Here is a 16,507-nt window from a genome sequence, read left to right on the forward strand (position 1 = left end):
GAGCCTGCGATCAGGCCGAAGCACATCTGCCCCAGAATTTAAGTGGAACGGCCGTCTGTTCGTCTTCACCGGCGTTATGGCATACGGCCCGCGCAAGGACTGCGAAGCCCTGGTCATCGTGATAGGCACTGTTGGTAATGAACAATGGCTACACAGCACCTACGGCACCAAAATTACGAAAGCTGTCGAACTCCGCGAATCTGGGGCACAGATCTCCATCGTCAGTGAAGAGCATTGGCAGAAGGCAGTGTTGGAGTAATTTGCCTAAGCGCAAGGGGGCGGGTAGATGAGTAGACGTAGCCCGAAATCCTTTGCTCACTGGGCAATTGGAGTTGTAGGTGCAGTGGTTACTGCACTGATTTTCTACCAGCTGCGCATGTACAGAGCCGAGCACAGGCTCGAGCACGATTTGTCCCATATTCTGCGACAGTTGCAGCACAAATCCGCACCTCAATCACCGGTGGCTCATCGGCGTTCTCCCGAAGAAGTAGCAGCCCACCAAGAGGCTGCTCGCCGGCGATCCGAGATAGATCGCAGAGCCGCAGAAGAGCTCGCAAAATCTGCTGCCCAAGATCGGCTGAAGGAAGTCTCCTGGTCCGAGTACTTCACTCCGACCCAGCGCTGCCAGATTCCAGAATCTCCGCGCATGGTAGAGGTTTGTCAGGCCAACGAGGCCAAACTCCGAGCCAGATTCGAAGCCGATTGGGCTGCGGGGAAGCGCACATGAGCCGCATGCGTTACTGTCAATCCAACGGCTCAGACCAGTGTCTAACTTTGACGTGATCGTTACGGTGGATGAAATTCAGTTTGTCGCTACGAACCGGAACCCTGAAAAGGGGGGTAGCGATGTCGAGAACCTGCAAATGATTGTGAGCTTCTCCCAGCCAGTAAGCGGGATATCTAACGGCGAGGCCGACTTGATGATTTAGCAAGCACACCCTGAGGTTCGCGCCTCAGGGTGTTGTGCATTACGGAGGCGGCAAGGGTCGATTTTGCCTCATCCGTGATAAACCAAGGTCACATGCAGAGGCATCCAATCGGTAAAGCTAGCTTTGTGCCGACACCCGTTCTGATTGCTAGATTGCGGCCGTGGGCAGTGTCATGCGCAGGCTTTCGCGATACTGCTCAGCTGGCGCTTCGTGAATGACTTCGACGGCCGCATCGTAGTTTTCTCGAATGACCGACTCGATCTTGGCAATGTCCGCACGGAAGAATTCCTTGCGCCCGTTGACCTTGTTTAGGCGACCTGCAGCAAAGCGTTCGTGCAGCTTCGCTTCCAGCGCTGGGGCGTTGTCAGAGAAGACCATCGTATGCACGTCAAACCAGAATGGCACCGATGCGTCGCCCAGTTCGTCGACGCGTTCCATCGGTTCCAGGCGGCGAGTCATCCCGATCTTGTAAACCCCTTCACCAAATGCCCCTACGTTGGATATCACATAGACGTAGCCGGCCTTGGCATTCTGTTCGCGATAGTCGATGAGTTTCTCTTCGCTCTCCAACGCGGCCCGGCCCATTTCAATCTCAGCCAGTTTTGCCAAGAGTGGCACGCGCTCCTGTTCAGACGTTGCCTTGCCCAAGCGTGCCTGGAGATCACGCATAGCGGTCGCGAAGTGTTTACGCTCCTTGGCGATCTTCTCCCGGGCGGCGCGAATTTCCTGCTCAAGCTTCTGCTGCTCCCGCAGTTCTTCTCGGGCCCGCTTGGCTTCTTCTTTTTCCTCTTGCTTCTTGATCTGAAACTCATGGGCAAGGTGCAGCTCATCGAGCTTGAGGGCCAGGTATTTGCGGGATATCTCCACGTCCATAATCTTGCCCAGGCGATTGCAAGCTTCGAACGATTTGAGAATTCGCTTCTCGCCCAGCTCGACATTATCGAACTTTACGTTGTCCACGCAGTAATCTGCTTCATTGTTGAAAGATCGGATCACCAACTTGATCATGTCGGTTACGAGCTTACGCCCTTGGGCTTGGCTGCCATTGACCGTCCAGGCCATATTTCCGGTGGCCGCCGTCCCCCCCTTGATCATTGTCTTCTGGTGTTCGCGCACACTGTCCAGTCGGGACTTGTACTCGTGGCTGGCATTCAGCTTGAACTTCGGCTCATAGAGCGCAAAGCTCTCCAGAAGGAGCGTCTCCTCCCATACGAGGATCTGCCCTTGTAGGTCGGAGGAGCGTTGCACAAGCGCCGCCTTCTCCTGCTCCGCTAGCTGAACTTCCTGGCGGACCGCCGCAAGCTTTCCTTTCTCTCGTTCAATCAGTCGTTGAATTTCTAAGACGTCCATGGCGCCGATCTTCCTATTGAGCGCTTGCAGTTGCGCATAGCGCGCCTGAAGGTCGGAAAGCTGGATCTCCAGGTCATCTGCCCGCTGCCGGTGCGCTGGGCCCTTCCAGTAGTCGCTAAAGGACATAGGTTCCTTCCTGGTTGCTGCATCGAAGGGTGATTCAGTTCTAAACGCCAGTCTGGAAGCTTTATAGCGCAACCTCTGCGGTCTAGCAGGTGCTTTCTGGAGCCCCTGCCCCAACAGCGATCACTCGCCGGAGTGGTCCTAGCCATCCGCTTCCGGCCGATAAGACTCGATCGACCGATTTGCTGCCAGCAAACCTAGTCATTCAGCCTAATCATTAGCTAAAAACGGATGATTAGCTGTCCAGCTAAACCAGCCTTAACAGCTAAAGAAAACGGTCATCGCCACGCTGCCAATGCCGCCTGCAATGGCGGCGATCCATGGAATTATCCTGTTGTCAGTTGAGCGCGCCGTGGCTTGAAATCCCGTCTATTTTCAGACTTCTGTTTGCCTCCGTGGGAGCTCTACCAATGCGAATCCAAACGATCAGCTACCTCAAGCAGCACGCAGCAACGCTGGATCTCGACGAACCACTTTGCATCACCCAGAACGGCCTGCCCACGATGGTCGTTCAGTCCTACGAGCAGTACCAACAAACCCAGGAGGCCATCGCCCTAGTGAAGCTACTCAGCATGGGTGACAAAGACACCGAGAGCGGTCGACTCGTCACCGGCGACGAACTCCTACAGAAACTGGCGAGTCGCCCCCCTCGCACTGACAACTCCGGCGCCTGAAATGGACGTAGGAACCGGCTCCTTTCGGTCGGAAGCTGGCCTGCGATTCGCCTCAGAGCATCGCGCTCTCCACTGAAGGGTCGGTTCGCCGTCACCCGCACACCCTGCCCGCAATCGAAGCGAAGAGGGACTCGATTCTCGACTTAGGTTCTTCCAATCAATTGCTCATCCCGCTGAGGTGTCGGCGGCGCCGTCTTGGATGAATTGTTTGGGGTTCGAACGATGTCGTCGTGCTTGCCCGCGCGACCGCGACGCTTGCTGCTGCGCATACAGCGCCTGACTTGCCGTCACCGCGCCAACCGCTTGACCGTTCAAGTCTAGGCGCGGCGCATTCTCGACCATGCTTGCCCAGTATCGAGTCCCGCGGCACCAAATAGCGATCCCTAGTTTGAGCTGTTCGCGTGTTAGCCCCAGCATCTCCAAGTGTTGCTCAGCATCCTTGAAGATACCTTCCTTGAGCGGAACCTTGGGGGCCGGATTGACAGGGAAGGCCAAGGGGAAAAGCTTCTGCAATCGCCAATTCGCTTCCACCGCAGGATCTTGGCCACGAGACTTTGCTTGCGGGGAGGACTTCCGCTTAGGGGGCTTCGGGCTGGCAGTCGATACCTGCTTGACCTCAGCCCGCAGACGGTCACGTAACTCGGCGAGCTGTTCAAAACCCATCGTTTGATTCACTGCTTCCTAGTTGATTCGTGGCGTAAGGTTGTCCCATGCCGCTCACGCTCATCAGCCTATGCAGACTCAATAGAGACAGGCCAGTTTTTTATCGCGATCAATTGTGCAGGCCAACTGCCAGACCCAAGTGGAGCTTTAGGTAGAAGCAACCACTCACAGAAGCACTTCCTGGCCAATAGCTGCTTTATTTCGGGAGACAGCTTCCGGTCGGGTGCGCCATACAATGAAAGAGCTGACGAGCGGACCGGCAAGCCTGAAGTAATCGCAGCCAGGTTAGCGCAATGCGGATCTAAGTTGGCCACATCAGCCGCAGGATTTCGGAGTCGGCGCGAAGCCAACGTGAACGTAGAAGCTAACAGCCGAACTCTGGCGGAATGTTTTCCCAAGAAGAGGAGATCGAGTGCAGTATGACGGAGTTTCCGTCAAAAGTAGTACCAGTTATACCACGTCAAAAGAACGCTCAACGCTAGAGGTATTCCAATGCCTTCTTTAATGCTGGGATGGTTCCCGGTTTGAAAACTTTTCGCCCAGTCGAGTCAGTCACATCTCCGAAGCCCCCCAACTGAAACCCGAATTGCTTGAGAAAATCATCAGAGACCAAATGCTCCAACGCCCTCCGCTCAATACTATTGAGCCTATGATCACCTGAGGTGAACTCCCTATCATCCACATAGATTTCCATTCTTGGAGGAACAATCTCCCTAAGCATTTTACGAGCCTCATTCAACTCTGACTCCTGAATTTGCACTAACAACCTCAACTGAGGGTCTTTAATATCAGAGATCCATTGAGTCTTAGAGCGACCAGACGGGGATAATCGCGTCTTTGGGTAAGCCGCTGTAAATGCACCAATCAATGTACGATAACACTCTCCGGTCCGATTTCTGATACTTTGGGCCTTTGGAACGCCCCGACCCGCGCCAAGTCTGGATATAGTTGCCACCGAGAAATCGAATTCTGATTTCCTCACCTGCTCCTCGCAGATCGCAAAAATACTATCCAAACTTCTACAAACTCGCTGAGACGCACCAACTTTAAGGTTCTGAAGAATCTGATCCAAGTGCATAAACAACACCCTCACTGGAGCGCAGACTATCCGCGAGAATAACATCAATCTCAACCTTCTCGATTCTTTCCGAATCAAGCAGATCAGCAAACAACAGACGCCCGTCGACCAGGTCGTCAATCCGCTCCCACGACCTTACTCGAGAAACCAATAGCTGCGCTACCTGATTACCAACTACCAACTGCTGCTCTTGAGAGAGAGAGTAAAAGAAAGTCGGAATCTTATTATAACTCATCATCCGATCTAAAAATTGCGAACGAGTAGCCACTGCCAAACTAGAGGAAGAAGACTCATAAATTTCTGCATTCGAGCAAACTTCACACAACTGGTGAAAATAGGAAACCTCCTCAAAGGCCACGTCCAACTCGTGACCCGACTGAACAACCAGTTGGGTGTGAATCTCACCATCACAAGACTCAACTTGCTGCCCCACCAAGCCATCGCACTGCATTAACAGACGTGCCCCAGCCTGCATGTCGCACATGAACATATCCAACTTCTTCGCGGCGCTTTCGCTCTCTGATCGCAGTTTTCTGAGCCTCACCTCTAACTCGTCACGTATTGATGAATCAAATACCGATCCCCGCGCCACAGCCTGGTACTCTTCTTCATCCAACGTGTCAATTTCTATTAGAATTCCGGCCACTTTTTCCTCTAGACCGCTATACGCTTCATACTGGACCCTCACATTCAGTGATATTTCATTGAGTACCGACACCAAACCACCAATAAAAGCCGGACCGGTTACAAAATGTCGGCACCGGAGACAGTTTTGACACCCTAGGTAACCGTAAGGAACTGGAAACCGTACCTGGGGGTTGTTAGATAAAGGCCCACCATCTTCGCAGCGCGTTCCGGCGTATGGGCAAAATCCATAATCTCGGAAAAGATAATTTCCAGCAGGAACGTTTCCCGATAGCGCCTCGATGAGGCCACCATCAGTTGCGATTAAGCCCGGCTTAAGCTCATCTATACGACCTTGCTCAATCATCATCTGAGCGGCATACGCCTTATTTTTAAGCGCTTCTTTTTCAGCCTTCTCTAACCTCGATCTAAATTCTTCCACCCCAATCTTGCAGTAATAGATGGTCACCACAATGGAAGAGTGACCAACTATCTTCATAACAATCTCTACCGGCAGACCAAATTCCATTATATACGCAGTAATAAGACTAACACGCATACTATGCGGTGTATAACGCGAACTGTATTTCGACAGCGAACCAGGGGCCCCGCTAAGTTCGGCCAATTTTAAGCTCTCTGGCTGACTATAATAAAGAGCAGCCGCCAATCTCGCACTCAACTTCTCACTAAAGCCAAGAGGTTCCTCGCTACCAACACCTCGAAATAGAAAAAAATTAGCACCTTTAGCCTTGAGTTGAGCCTCATTAAAGTTCGTTTTTTTGCATTCAACCCACGGAAGAGGACGTTTAACTGGATTATATTTACTTTGCCACTTCCTTAGTTTTACCAACCAATATGCCAAGCTCATTGGAATCCATGCAACATTATACCCCTTTTCGATAGACCCAGTTTTATTGGTAGTAAAATGCATTCCAAATTGATCATTTGGATATCTCTTCACGAATCCTTGAGCTTCTGTGAGACCTGCAAATTCAGAAAAATTCTCAACCCACACAAGTCTATCCTGCACTACCTCAGGAAAATATTTATCGCCTTCACCCGAGTCATTGTATGCAATTTGAACTCCCCGAGCTGGAACTGACGCCAAAGCAAAGGTTTGTATCCAACAAATGGGCGACCAGATCATAAGCTTACCGCCTGACATCTTTAACACGCAGTCGGCGTCATTTTCGTCCGTAAAAGTCCGAGACATGTCGACTTCGACCCAATCAGCATCAAAAATGTGCAAGTGTTGCAAATCAGAGAAATTCTTAGCGCTCGGTGGAATCATCCAGTTTTTCATATCATCAACATACTGGTACGCTAACGCTGGCTTACAGCTTTCTCCGAGCCCACTGCCAACGTATTCGGGGACGACCCCGGACGATGCAATTGGATTTCGGGCGCCAGGAACCGAAACTAACTCTCCTGTCACCTCATCTTCAATTGTCAATCTCGTTAAGATGACATGCTCGATCAGTTCATTAACTGCCAACCAGACTGGACGGCGATATCTTTCCGGGAATTCCGACTCAAGAAACTCTTTAAACTCCCTAGCGTTACACTTTCCGTTCAATATAAAGTCAACCGGTGAAATTCCCAGTTCGTTTTTTTGGATAAAAAGCCTTACAAACATGCACAAACACTTTTTCTTTGAAAAACCTCCGCGTGCTTTCCTCATTAAATCAACAATCGCGTCACGCCACTCAGAGTAACGCTCTACAATGTTATCAATGGTGAAAGGCTCAGACTTACCAAGATACTCATTCCAACTCACCCAATCCCCCGCATACACCTGATCTGGTGTTCTGGGAAGAAAATCGCACCTATTCGAATCGATGAAATTTATGTAAGCCTTTTTTGATTTCAATTCGCTAGAGCGAATGAAGGCGCATGCATCTTTATAACTCAAAAATGTAACAAGCCCCAGAAGATCAAACCAATCAACCCACTCCCCCCGAAAGAATCGATCTGGATTTGCTGGCATAGGTGGGTGCTTCTTATATTCCTCTCTATATTCTCGTGCACTCCCTAATTTTAATATCTTGCATGCTCGTCTTAAATCAGCCAAACAGCGGTATTCAACTGGCAGCAAAAAATCCAGCCACCCTTTCCATTCGTGCACATACTTCTGCTGGGGTGAACCAGGCAATCCTCTGTCCTGCATATACATCGTTTCATAGTCTCTCCGACTATGGATGGGCAATTTCTGCACGGCCGCTCGGGCCTCCCCCAATGTAAGGTATATTTCTTCGCGCCGCGTACTTACACTAAAAAAATCACTCGGACCTTTCCACTCTTTCGGATACTTCAAACGAGGATTCCTAGGAAGTCGGGGATCGGCAGAGCGCCTCTCACAGTACTCACGCCAACTAGTGATACCCAGACGCTCAACAGCTGATTTGGCCTCTTCAAATATATTATATACTTGCTCGGTCTCGAGAACCCCTAGATATGCGCTCCAACCTGCCCACTCTTCCAAATATACATCCTGAGGATTCCAGGGAAGCCTTTTATCTATCTTAAGAGCGCGTCTATATTGCGCCTTTTTCGTTACGCCTAGCGCCCTAACGGCACACATCGCACTCTCAAGATCCTTGTACTTTTCAACTGGAGTTTCCATGCCGAGGAAATCGTACCAATTGACCCATTCCTCAGGGTAAGATAAAGCCGGATTACTCCTAAGCCCAGAATCTAATTTATACAACCTAATATATTCCAGCGTGCTCTTGGCACCCAATCTTCGCGCAGCCGCACTCGCCTCCGCTAGCGTTGGATATTTATTAGATAATTTCTTCAGAAATTTTGGCCAACCCGCCCAATCTTTATAATATTTTTCAGGATTCGCAGGCAGCCGAAGATCTTCAATATGCCTTTCCCCATATTCGTAACAAGTTCTTATCCCTAGCGATAACGCAGCATTAGATGCCAGTTCAATTTCAGAATAGAAGTCCCACTCAGGCTTACCGAGAAAATTTCGCCAGCCAATCCAATCTGGATATACAACTTCTGGACTAGCCCTTAGCCTAGGATCATTTTTATATTTACCTGAATAATCCATAGAACTCGTGATATTGAGTCTAATTGCAGCGGCCGAAGCCTCCGCCAAGGTGGCATAACGAGCAGGGCGAACACCACTCCCCAAGAACATGGGCCATCCGCACCACTCATCCGGATATTGCTGCTTTGGGGTTTTCGGTAATCTTGGATTTTTCTTATAACCTGCTTTGTAAGCACGAGCATTCTTGAAACCAAGGGACTGCGCCGCACGACTTGCCTCTTCAAAGGACAGGTACAAGCCGTCAATCAAACTAGTCGCTATTTTTTGATTCATGATTGACCTTCCCCAAAAGGAAGTCGTCCCACTCAAGCCAGCCCCCAAGCGCGTCCGTGCTGCTTTTCATGGATATCCGTAAATCTTCTTGGCTCACACTAGGAATCCCCTCCCGCCGCTTTAAATTCTCTCTCAGGGGTTCAACCAAAAAATCTCGCCACTCACTCCAAGCCCCGGCATAGCGCATAGTCCCTTTCCCGTTGATTTTCGCACTCTTTACGGCCTTCATATGCCCTCCGACCAACTTAAGCCAATGCAACCTATGCCCGCGGACAACTCAATCTAACAATCACTTATTATCATCTATAAGCAATTGAAGAGTTTTCGCAAGGAGCCAATACCCCTCAAAATTAAAAACACCCTACACTCTTAAAACTCTCTATCCAAACAATAATCGATAAACTCATTCCAATTTACGCATCATTTCACGCACGTCTGCATCACTAGGCTGCGTGTACACCAACGAAGACTTAGGACTTTTATGATGCAGCGCCTTCTGAATAAATATTGCATCGAATCCATTTTCCTTAAGTCTGTAACCATAACTATGGCGATGACCATGCTCCGTGGTCCCGCAAATTTTTAAAGGAACCAAACCAATCCTCCTCACAGCCAACGAATGCAGCCTTTGATAATTTTTTATAGTTTCTGGACGGCCATAGCTATTAGTAAAAGCATATGGATGCTCTTCCCCAGGAGAGGGCGACACTCGTTGAAACTTTATATAATTCACCCAGGCAAGTAGAAACTCCTTCGCTTTGCTGGGAGGGCAAAAGTTTACTTTAAAGCAACCACCTGCATCAGTTAACAATGGCGATTTCCATCCTAGATGCAGCCTTTCAGACTTCGGGTATTCAGTCCTAGGTTTTAGGCGAAACTCTCGGCTTAAATACTCACGACGGGTCCTATATCGCGCGTCAGGAGACGTACCAGTGCTAGGGTGATACACATGTACGTCCACTTCCATTCTTTTCTTATCAAAAGTAATGTCACAGCCATACAAATGAAAACATTCACACTTCCGCAATCCACCATAGTGCTGGAGTAACGTGATCGCTTGAGACTTGTAATCTATACGCATGGTCTCAGGATCAAAAGACGAAGTTCCAGCCAATACAAACCCTTCTTTCAGCAGGACGTGAATTTTATCTTCCGGAAACCTTTTAACTTCTTCCAGACGTAAAACTGGAGCGCCTGGAATAGATACCTCTCTAACAAAAGCATTAGCATCAGCATCTCGGCTTGCGATCAGATGATTGAGAAAAACCCCACTATTTCGATGATAATATGCACACCAATTTAACTTGCACTCTTCAGAGCTAGCTCTGCGGAATGGATTCGCACGGCGCGAATCATGTAATGGCTGCTCTGCCAACCAATCTGTGTAGCTTGTAATTTGGAAAAGTATCGATCTTGCATCATGAAAACGACGAGGCGCCCAATATAACTGGCTAGGATCCTCATACGTTTCGCGATCAATAGTTCCTTCGGTAAGAGCATAGGTAAACGCCGAAAGCATATCTATTACGCGAACAAATCGAGACTCATTAGCAAAAATGAACTTTAGAAGAAGAATGACTGAGTGCACTGAACTTTCGCGCCAGGACGCACTTTTTCCAGAGCGACTCGATAGGTAACGGAGATGGGAAACCAGTAATCCTGACTGGGTGAAGACCCCAGGTAGCTGAATGACTTGGCTTCGCAGACCGTCTCGATATTTGACTTTGATCTTAACCGCATAGGCCATGAGAGAACCCTCCGACTTAGTATGTTGAGGGTAACAAGCTCGTCAAATCCGCTCGTCGCGCCACAGAGGCGAGGGTAATTAGCGGATTTTGGTGATATTCATTTAGTACATTGATAGCTGGGGTTCTAATACACCTACGGGAAGAAGATGCTGCGGGAGATCGACAGTCGCGTTCGCTTCCTCACCAAGCGCCTGGAAAACCTCAAAGTGGTACGCGAACGTCCGAGCGATCCCGACAAGGTCTACTTTGGCGCCTGGGTCACCCTGGAGGATGACGATGGTGAGCAGGTCCGTTACCGCATCGTCGGGCCTGACGAGTTCGACCTGAAGCAGAACCTCATCAGCATCGATTCTCCCCTTGCCCGCGCGCTGGTGGGCAAGCCGCTGGACGCCGAAGTCCGGGTCAGCACCCCAACCGGGGAAAAGACCTGGTACGTGGTAGAGATCGATTATCCGTAGATCAGCGGTCGAGCCGGCCGGTCAGCGCCGAGTGATCAGTCCCTGCCGCGCCACTCGCACCAAATGACCGAGTACCTCCGGCAGCTCCTGTGCAGATGGCGTCTGGATCACAGCCATGTCGAAGCTGTCGCTGGCGAAGCGCGCCAACGACTCGCCTTCGCGGGCGAACTGGATCAGGAAGTTGCGTGGACGACCCCAACGTTTGGGCCAGCCTTCGAGATAGCGCAGAAGCGTTGGCTGATGCGAGCCGCCAAGCAGGATTCGGGGATTGCGCAAAACCAGCCCGGTGGTGATCGGGGCTAGTCGGAGCAGGGGTTGGGGACAGGTCATGGTGTCATGTCTCCGCCTCGTGAGGTCCCGCTGGGCAGCGGTGAGAGGCGACACCGAACCAGCGTTTTAGCGGTATTTGGAAGTCTTTGAAGACTTCTGCGCCCCGCAAGTAGCTGACTAAATCGGCGCATGGGGCGACATCCTAGAGAAGCCCGCGCAATACTGTCAAGGCGACCACCACGCCTTGCGAGACGCCCATGAGCACCCCGCCCCTGCGCCTGTTCTTCGCCCTTCCCTGTTGCCCGCAACTGGCCCACGACATTGCCGATTGGTGCACCCGGAACCCTGTTGACGGTAAACCCGTGGCCCCCGACAAGCTTCACCTCACCCTCGCCTTCCTCGGCTCGCAACCCCGTGGTCAGGTGGAAGCCCTGGAAGCCTTGGCGGCTGGCCTGGAACCCAAGGCGTTCACCCTGCACCTGGATCGCCTGGCACGCTGGAAGAACGGCCTGCTGTATCTGGCGCCCAGTCGGATACCGCCCGCGCTGATCGAACTGGAACGCAACCTGCGCGAGCAATTGCTGAGCGCCGGCTTCACCCTGGAGACCCGCCCTTTCAAGCCGCACCTGACACTGGCTCGCCACTGTCCGCGACTTCCCGCGGCCAGCACCCCAACCTTCGATTGGCCCGCCACCGAATTCGCCCTCTTCGCCTCGGAAAACACCGCCAGAGGCACCCGTTATCGTGCGCTCGGACACTGGCCGTTGCGGCCTTCGACCCCAGCCTGACGTTTCGGCGCGTAACAGGAAACTGGCCGACATCCTAGGGTGAACGGTTGTAAACATCCGCAAAAAGCCCATCCCAGAGCAGCTACTCGATATTCGTAGCGAATGGCATGGTTCCTGCGCTCCGCCCTGCCGAAGTGCACGCCCAGGACGGACGTGGCCACGCCAGGGAATGCAGTCAGGCCCTCCCACGCACAACATCGAGAGCGCACATGAAGAACAACAAGACCCTGCTCGCCCTTTGCCTTGCCACTGGACTCGCTGCTTCCGGACCAGCCCACGCACTCTGGTTCGGTTCCAGCGGCTATACCCAGACCCGCTACCCGATCGTCCTGACCCACGGCATGCTCGGATTCGACAGCATCCTTGGCGTCGATTACTGGTACGGCATTCCCTCTGCCTTGCGCAGCGATGGCGCCCGCGTCTATGTCACGGAAGTCAGCCAGCTGAACACCACCGAAGCACGCGGCGAAGAACTGCTTGAACAGGTGGAAGAAATCGTCGCCATCAGTGGCAGCCCCAAGGTCAATCTGATCGGTCACAGCCATGGCGGCCCGACCATTCGCTATGTGGCAGCGGTGCGCCCGGATCTCGTCGCCTCTGCCACCAGCGTCGGCGCGCCCCACAAAGGTTCCGCCACGGCTGACTTCCTTCGTCAGATACCACCAGGCTCCGCGGGTGAAGTCATGCTGGCCGGCATCGTCAACGGCCTGGGCGCGCTGATCAACTTCCTCTCCGGCAGCGACAGCGACCTCCAGCAGAACGCCCTTGGCGCATTGGAATCTCTCAACAGCCAGGGCGCGGCCGCGTTCAACGCACGCTTCCCGCAGGGCCTGCCGACCACCGCCTGCGGTGAAGGCGCCTACCAGGTCAATGGGGTGCGCTACTACTCCTGGAGCGGCACCAGCCCCCTGACCAATGTGCTGGATGTGAGCGACGGGCTGCTGGGCGCCAGCTCCCTGCCCTTCAACGGCCAAGCCAACGACGGCCTGGTGGGACGTTGCAGCTCGCACCTGGGCAAGGTCATCCGCGACGATTACCGGATGAACCACCTGGACGAGGTCAATCAGACCCTGGGGCTGACCAGTCTGTTCGAGACGGACCCGACTACCGTCTATCGTCAACAGGCCAACCGGCTGAAAAACGACGGCCTTTGAGGCAACTGCGCGGGGCCTGCGGGCCCCGCTTCCTTCCAGACTGCCGAGTGACCCTGTGAAAAAACTCCTGCTGCTGTTCCCTCTCGCCTTTGCCGGCGCCCTGGCCATCCTGCTGCAAGGGGGCGGCAAACCGGCCCCTGCCTCACCTGGCGTAGCGCCTCCGAACGCCGTGACCGCAGCACGCGTTCCAACTGCCGACGCCTTCCCCGCCTCGCAGCCTCTGCAAAGCCCCCTGGCGGGCGCAACCACATTCGCGAAGCAGCCCGGATCACTGGCGGGGACAGACGTGGACGGCCGCTTCCACCTCGATGCCGCCGGCAACTTGCTGATCACCGAGGACATCCGGCGCATCTTCGATTACTTCCTCAGCACCCAGGGCGAAGAGTCGCTGGCCAACAGCATCCAGCGCCTCAGAAGCTTCATCACCGGGCAATTGGAATCGCCAGCGCAAGGCCAGGCCCTGGCATTGCTCGATCAGTACCTGGACTACAAGCGCCAGCTGGTACAACTGGAGCGCGATCTGCCGCTGCTCGCCGACCTCACTGCGTTGCGTCAGCGTGAAGCGGCGGTACAGGCACTGCGCGCGCGCATCTTCAGCACCGATGCCCATCAAGCCTTCTTCGCCTCCGAGGAGGCCTACAACGCCTTCACCCTGCAGCGCCTGGCCATCCAACGCGACGCCGACATGACCCCGGCCGCGAAGGCAGCAGCCATCGACCAACTACGCGCTGGCTTGCCGGAAGAGATGCAGGCCCTGGCCGCGAGCCAGTTGCAGGCCGAACTCAGGGTCCAGGTGGGGGCGCTCCAGGCGGCCGGCGGCAACCCCGAGCAGGTTCGTCAGCTGCGCCAGCAACTGGTCGGGGCCGAAGCAACGGCGAGGCTGGAGAACCTGGACCAGCAGCGACTGCAATGGCAGCAACGGTTGCAGGCCTACCTGAAGGAGAAAGGCCGTATCGAGGCCAGCGAGGGCCTGAGCCAGAGTGACAAGACGGTTGCGATCAACCGCCTGGAGGAGGAAGGCTTCAACCCGCAGGAGCGCATGCGCCTCCAGGCCGCCGCCGAGTTGGCGATGGCCCGGAAAAAGCAGCCATGAAACGCAAAAAGGCCCGCATGAGCGTAATGCTGTTCAGTTAGCCCCGCCAACGAGGTGTCGCTGTTGTTGTAGGAGCGAGCTTGCTCGCGAAACTTTCCGGGATATCGCCCATTCGCCAGCAAGCTGGCTCCTACAGCGTTTCCCCGCTGCAGAAACCAAGAACGCCGCTCACCCGGTGAGGGATTAGCGGCGTTCTTATGTGAACAGCATTACCGCATGAGCGGGCCTTTTTTCAACGACCTGGCTCAGCTGGCCAGGTTGCGATCCAGGGACATCTTGCCGGCGCCTTCGACCAGCAGCGTGGCGCTGATCAGGCCAAGGATCATGGCGTACTCGAAACCACCGTTGGTGATGAAGAAACCGCTGGCCCAGTGCACGCTGAAGATCGCCACGACCATCGCAACGATCAACGCCGCGGCGGCCGGACGCACCAGCAAACCGATCACCAGCGCCAGGCCACCAAAGAACTCGGCGCTACCCGCCATCAGGGCCATGAGGTAGCCGGGAGTCAGGCCGATGCTTTCCATCCACTGCCCGGTACCCGCCAGGCCGTAACCACCAAACATGCCAAAGAGCTTCTGCGCGCCGTGTGCCATGAAAGTCAGGCCGGTAATGACGCGCAGCAGGGTGATGCCATAGCCCGCATTGGTGGCGAGGATGGATTTGATCGGGTTGCTCATCGAGGTGTTCCTTGTGTTGTGGGAGTCGATGAACACAAGCTTAGTAGAATTTTTTGATATTAAAACCGGAAAATTCTCAGCCACATTATCGAATTATTCGATTACTTTCGCGCCTTGCCAGCCTTTTTCGAAGGCTCCAGTAGATAACGCTCGCGATCGAAGGCCAGGTAGTACTTGTTCACGCTGTTGACGTAGCTCACCACACCCATCCCGGCCTGTTCAGCAGCGATGCGTTCGACCTGGAAGAACCACTGGTTGGGATTCAGGCCCCGTCGCCGGGCTTCGGCGCGCATCCCCTGGACCCGTTGCGGGCCGAGGTTGTAGGCCGCCAGCACGAAGGCCATGCGCTCGCGCTCGTCGAGTTGAGTGCTGGAGAAGAAACTCCGACGCAGCTTGGCCAGGTACCGGGCTGACGCTTGCACATTGTTGTCGAGCTTCTGGATGTTCCCCACACCCACGCTGCTCGCGGCTCCCGGCGTGATCTGCATCAGCCCGGTGGCGCCGCCCGCGCCCCTGGCCGCCGGATTCAGACTGGACTCCTTATAGGCGAGTGCCGCAAGGCTGAGCCAATCGAAGTCATGCTGGTCGGCGTAGCGCTGCAGCACCGGACGCACGCGCTCGAGGCGTTGGCGCTCGGTGCGGGCAAGGGGGTTGTGAACCTTGTAGAGGCGCCGATAGACGCGCTGGAACGCCGCATCCTGATCTTCAGGTGCACGATACCCCGCCAGGAAACGGTCGACGCTGGCCCGCAACGTCGGCGCATCCCGGCGAACGAACCAGGTCATGTCACCCTGCCGGTCGAGCACCAGGTGCTTGTCCAGGCGCAGCTTCGGCATCACCTTGGCCCAGCGCTCAGCAATCGGCTGCTCCACGGCCGTCAGCGGGAAGATGCCGGCCTGGACCATTTCCAGCACATCTTCCACCGCCAGCGTCGAATCGACCCACTCGATGACGATGGGTGCGAGCTTGCGCGCCGCGAGCTTCTCGTTCACCGGCCGCAACGCCTCACCCGCCGCGCTACCGACCGGCAGCGCGATGCTACGGCCCGACAACTGCTCCAGGCGCTGATAACGACGCTGCCCCTGACGACTGACCAGCACCAGCGGCACATCCTTGCGCAGGGGCGCGCTGGCGCTGACGTTGCTGCCGATGCCCTGGTTGATCAGCTCCCCCGGCGCTACGAGATCGCCCTCGCCCCGCTGCAATGCAGCCAGCAATTGATCCTTGGCCTTCGGGATGATCTTCAGCTTGATTTCACGCCCGTCGCGGGCATTGCGATTGAGGTACTGCTCGAAGGCACGGATACGGTGGTACTCGACCCCGACGGGTTCGCCCTTGACCTCACCGGAGCTGTTGCGGCTCTGGTTCACCAGCACCTTGAGCACACCGCTGCGGCGGATCTGGGCCAGGTCGCGCGCTTCGGCCGGCTGCTGCCAGACTTCCGGCGGTCCAGCCAGGCGAGCGCTGGCCGTGAAGGGCAACAGCGCCAGCAGGCAGAGCAGGAACAGCAGCGGTCGCGTCATCAATTCTCCAGGGACTGG

The 16,507-nt window shown here is 54.5% G+C and carries 12 protein-coding genes and 2 pseudogenes; 6 read left to right on the forward strand and 8 right to left on the reverse strand.

Translation table 11 applies throughout. The features are described 5' to 3' along the window. Positions 1 to 28 precede the first annotated feature (28 nt). A pseudogene (locus DM872_RS29620) lies at positions 29 to 259 on the forward strand (BRCT domain-containing protein); the annotation flags it as partial. A gap of 817 nt (positions 260 to 1,076) precedes the next feature. Here the strand turns inward: DM872_RS29620 and DM872_RS29625 are convergent. Beyond that, positions 1,077 to 2,405: a DUF4041 domain-containing protein gene (locus tag DM872_RS29625; protein ID WP_179062717.1), complete on the reverse strand. Its 1,329-nt coding sequence runs from the start codon at positions 2,403 to 2,405 to the stop codon at positions 1,077 to 1,079. Between the two features lie 407 nt (positions 2,406 to 2,812). On the opposite strand from DM872_RS29625, the gene DM872_RS29630 reads away from it, so the two are divergent. Beyond that, on the forward strand, positions 2,813 to 3,076 hold the full coding sequence (locus DM872_RS29630; protein ID WP_179062718.1) for a type II toxin-antitoxin system Phd/YefM family antitoxin: 264 nt from the start codon (positions 2,813 to 2,815) through the stop codon (positions 3,074 to 3,076). A 165-nt stretch (positions 3,077 to 3,241) separates the two neighbouring features. Here the strand turns inward: DM872_RS29630 and DM872_RS29635 are convergent, their stop codons facing one another. From DM872_RS29635 to gmtY, 4 genes are all read right to left on the reverse strand, one after another. Next, a complete protein-coding gene (locus DM872_RS29635; protein ID WP_179062719.1) occupies positions 3,242 to 3,739 on the reverse strand; it encodes a ProQ/FinO family protein in 498 nt (165 codons plus the stop codon). A gap of 478 nt (positions 3,740 to 4,217) precedes the next feature. Next, a complete protein-coding gene (gene gmtX / locus DM872_RS31025; protein ID WP_373273752.1) occupies positions 4,218 to 4,862 on the reverse strand; it encodes a gamma-mobile-trio protein GmtX in 645 nt (214 codons plus the stop codon). After that, positions 4,786 to 8,775: a gamma-mobile-trio integrase GmtZ gene (gene gmtZ, locus DM872_RS29640; protein ID WP_179062720.1), complete on the reverse strand. Its 3,990-nt coding sequence runs from the start codon at positions 8,773 to 8,775 to the stop codon at positions 4,786 to 4,788. The genes gmtX and gmtZ overlap by 77 nt, the downstream gene beginning before the upstream one ends. A gap of 403 nt (positions 8,776 to 9,178) precedes the next feature. After that, positions 9,179 to 10,522, reverse strand: a complete 1,344-nt coding sequence (gene gmtY, locus DM872_RS29645; RefSeq protein WP_179062721.1) for a gamma-mobile-trio recombinase GmtY — start codon at positions 10,520 to 10,522, stop codon at positions 9,179 to 9,181. 129 nt (positions 10,523 to 10,651) lie between these two features. Between gmtY and greB the strand changes: the two are divergent. After that, positions 10,652 to 10,981 (forward strand): annotated as a pseudogene (greB, locus tag DM872_RS29650) (transcription elongation factor GreB); the annotation flags it as partial. Positions 10,982 to 11,002: 21 nt separating this feature from the next. Here greB and DM872_RS29655 read toward each other — a convergent pair. After that, complete coding sequence (locus tag DM872_RS29655) at positions 11,003 to 11,311, reverse strand: class I SAM-dependent methyltransferase (RefSeq protein ID WP_179062723.1); 309 nt, start codon at positions 11,309 to 11,311, stop codon at positions 11,003 to 11,005. Positions 11,312 to 11,508: 197 nt separating this feature from the next. Here DM872_RS29655 and thpR point away from each other — a divergent pair, with 197 nt between their 5' ends. From thpR to DM872_RS29670, 3 genes are all read left to right on the forward strand, one after another. Continuing rightward, positions 11,509 to 12,039 carry an RNA 2',3'-cyclic phosphodiesterase gene (thpR, locus tag DM872_RS29660; RefSeq protein WP_179062724.1) on the forward strand — a complete coding sequence of 177 codons (531 nt, stop codon included), beginning with the start codon at positions 11,509 to 11,511 and terminating at the stop codon, positions 12,037 to 12,039. Between the two features lie 209 nt (positions 12,040 to 12,248). Then, a complete protein-coding gene (locus DM872_RS29665) occupies positions 12,249 to 13,193 on the forward strand; it encodes a triacylglycerol lipase (RefSeq protein ID WP_179062725.1) in 945 nt (314 codons plus the stop codon). Between the two features lie 55 nt (positions 13,194 to 13,248). Then, entirely contained in the window at positions 13,249 to 14,286 is a 1,038-nt protein-coding gene (locus DM872_RS29670) for a lipase secretion chaperone (protein WP_179062726.1), read from the forward strand. Positions 14,287 to 14,531: 245 nt separating this feature from the next. Here DM872_RS29670 and DM872_RS29675 read toward each other — a convergent pair whose 3' ends face one another. Both DM872_RS29675 and DM872_RS29680 read right to left on the reverse strand, forming a co-directional pair. After that, the gene (locus tag DM872_RS29675) at positions 14,532 to 14,966 is read right to left on the reverse strand and encodes a DoxX family protein (RefSeq protein ID WP_077523011.1); all 435 of its coding nucleotides are present in this window, start codon (positions 14,964 to 14,966) and stop codon (positions 14,532 to 14,534) included. A 101-nt stretch (positions 14,967 to 15,067) separates the two neighbouring features. Next, positions 15,068 to 16,489: a transglycosylase SLT domain-containing protein gene (locus DM872_RS29680; protein ID WP_179062727.1), complete on the reverse strand. Its 1,422-nt coding sequence runs from the start codon at positions 16,487 to 16,489 to the stop codon at positions 15,068 to 15,070. Positions 16,490 to 16,507 lie beyond the last annotated feature (18 nt).

Origin of the sequence: Pseudomonas taiwanensis, from assembly GCF_013393345.1 — a bacterium.
Taxonomy (GTDB): domain Bacteria; phylum Pseudomonadota; class Gammaproteobacteria; order Pseudomonadales; family Pseudomonadaceae; genus Metapseudomonas; species Metapseudomonas resinovorans_C.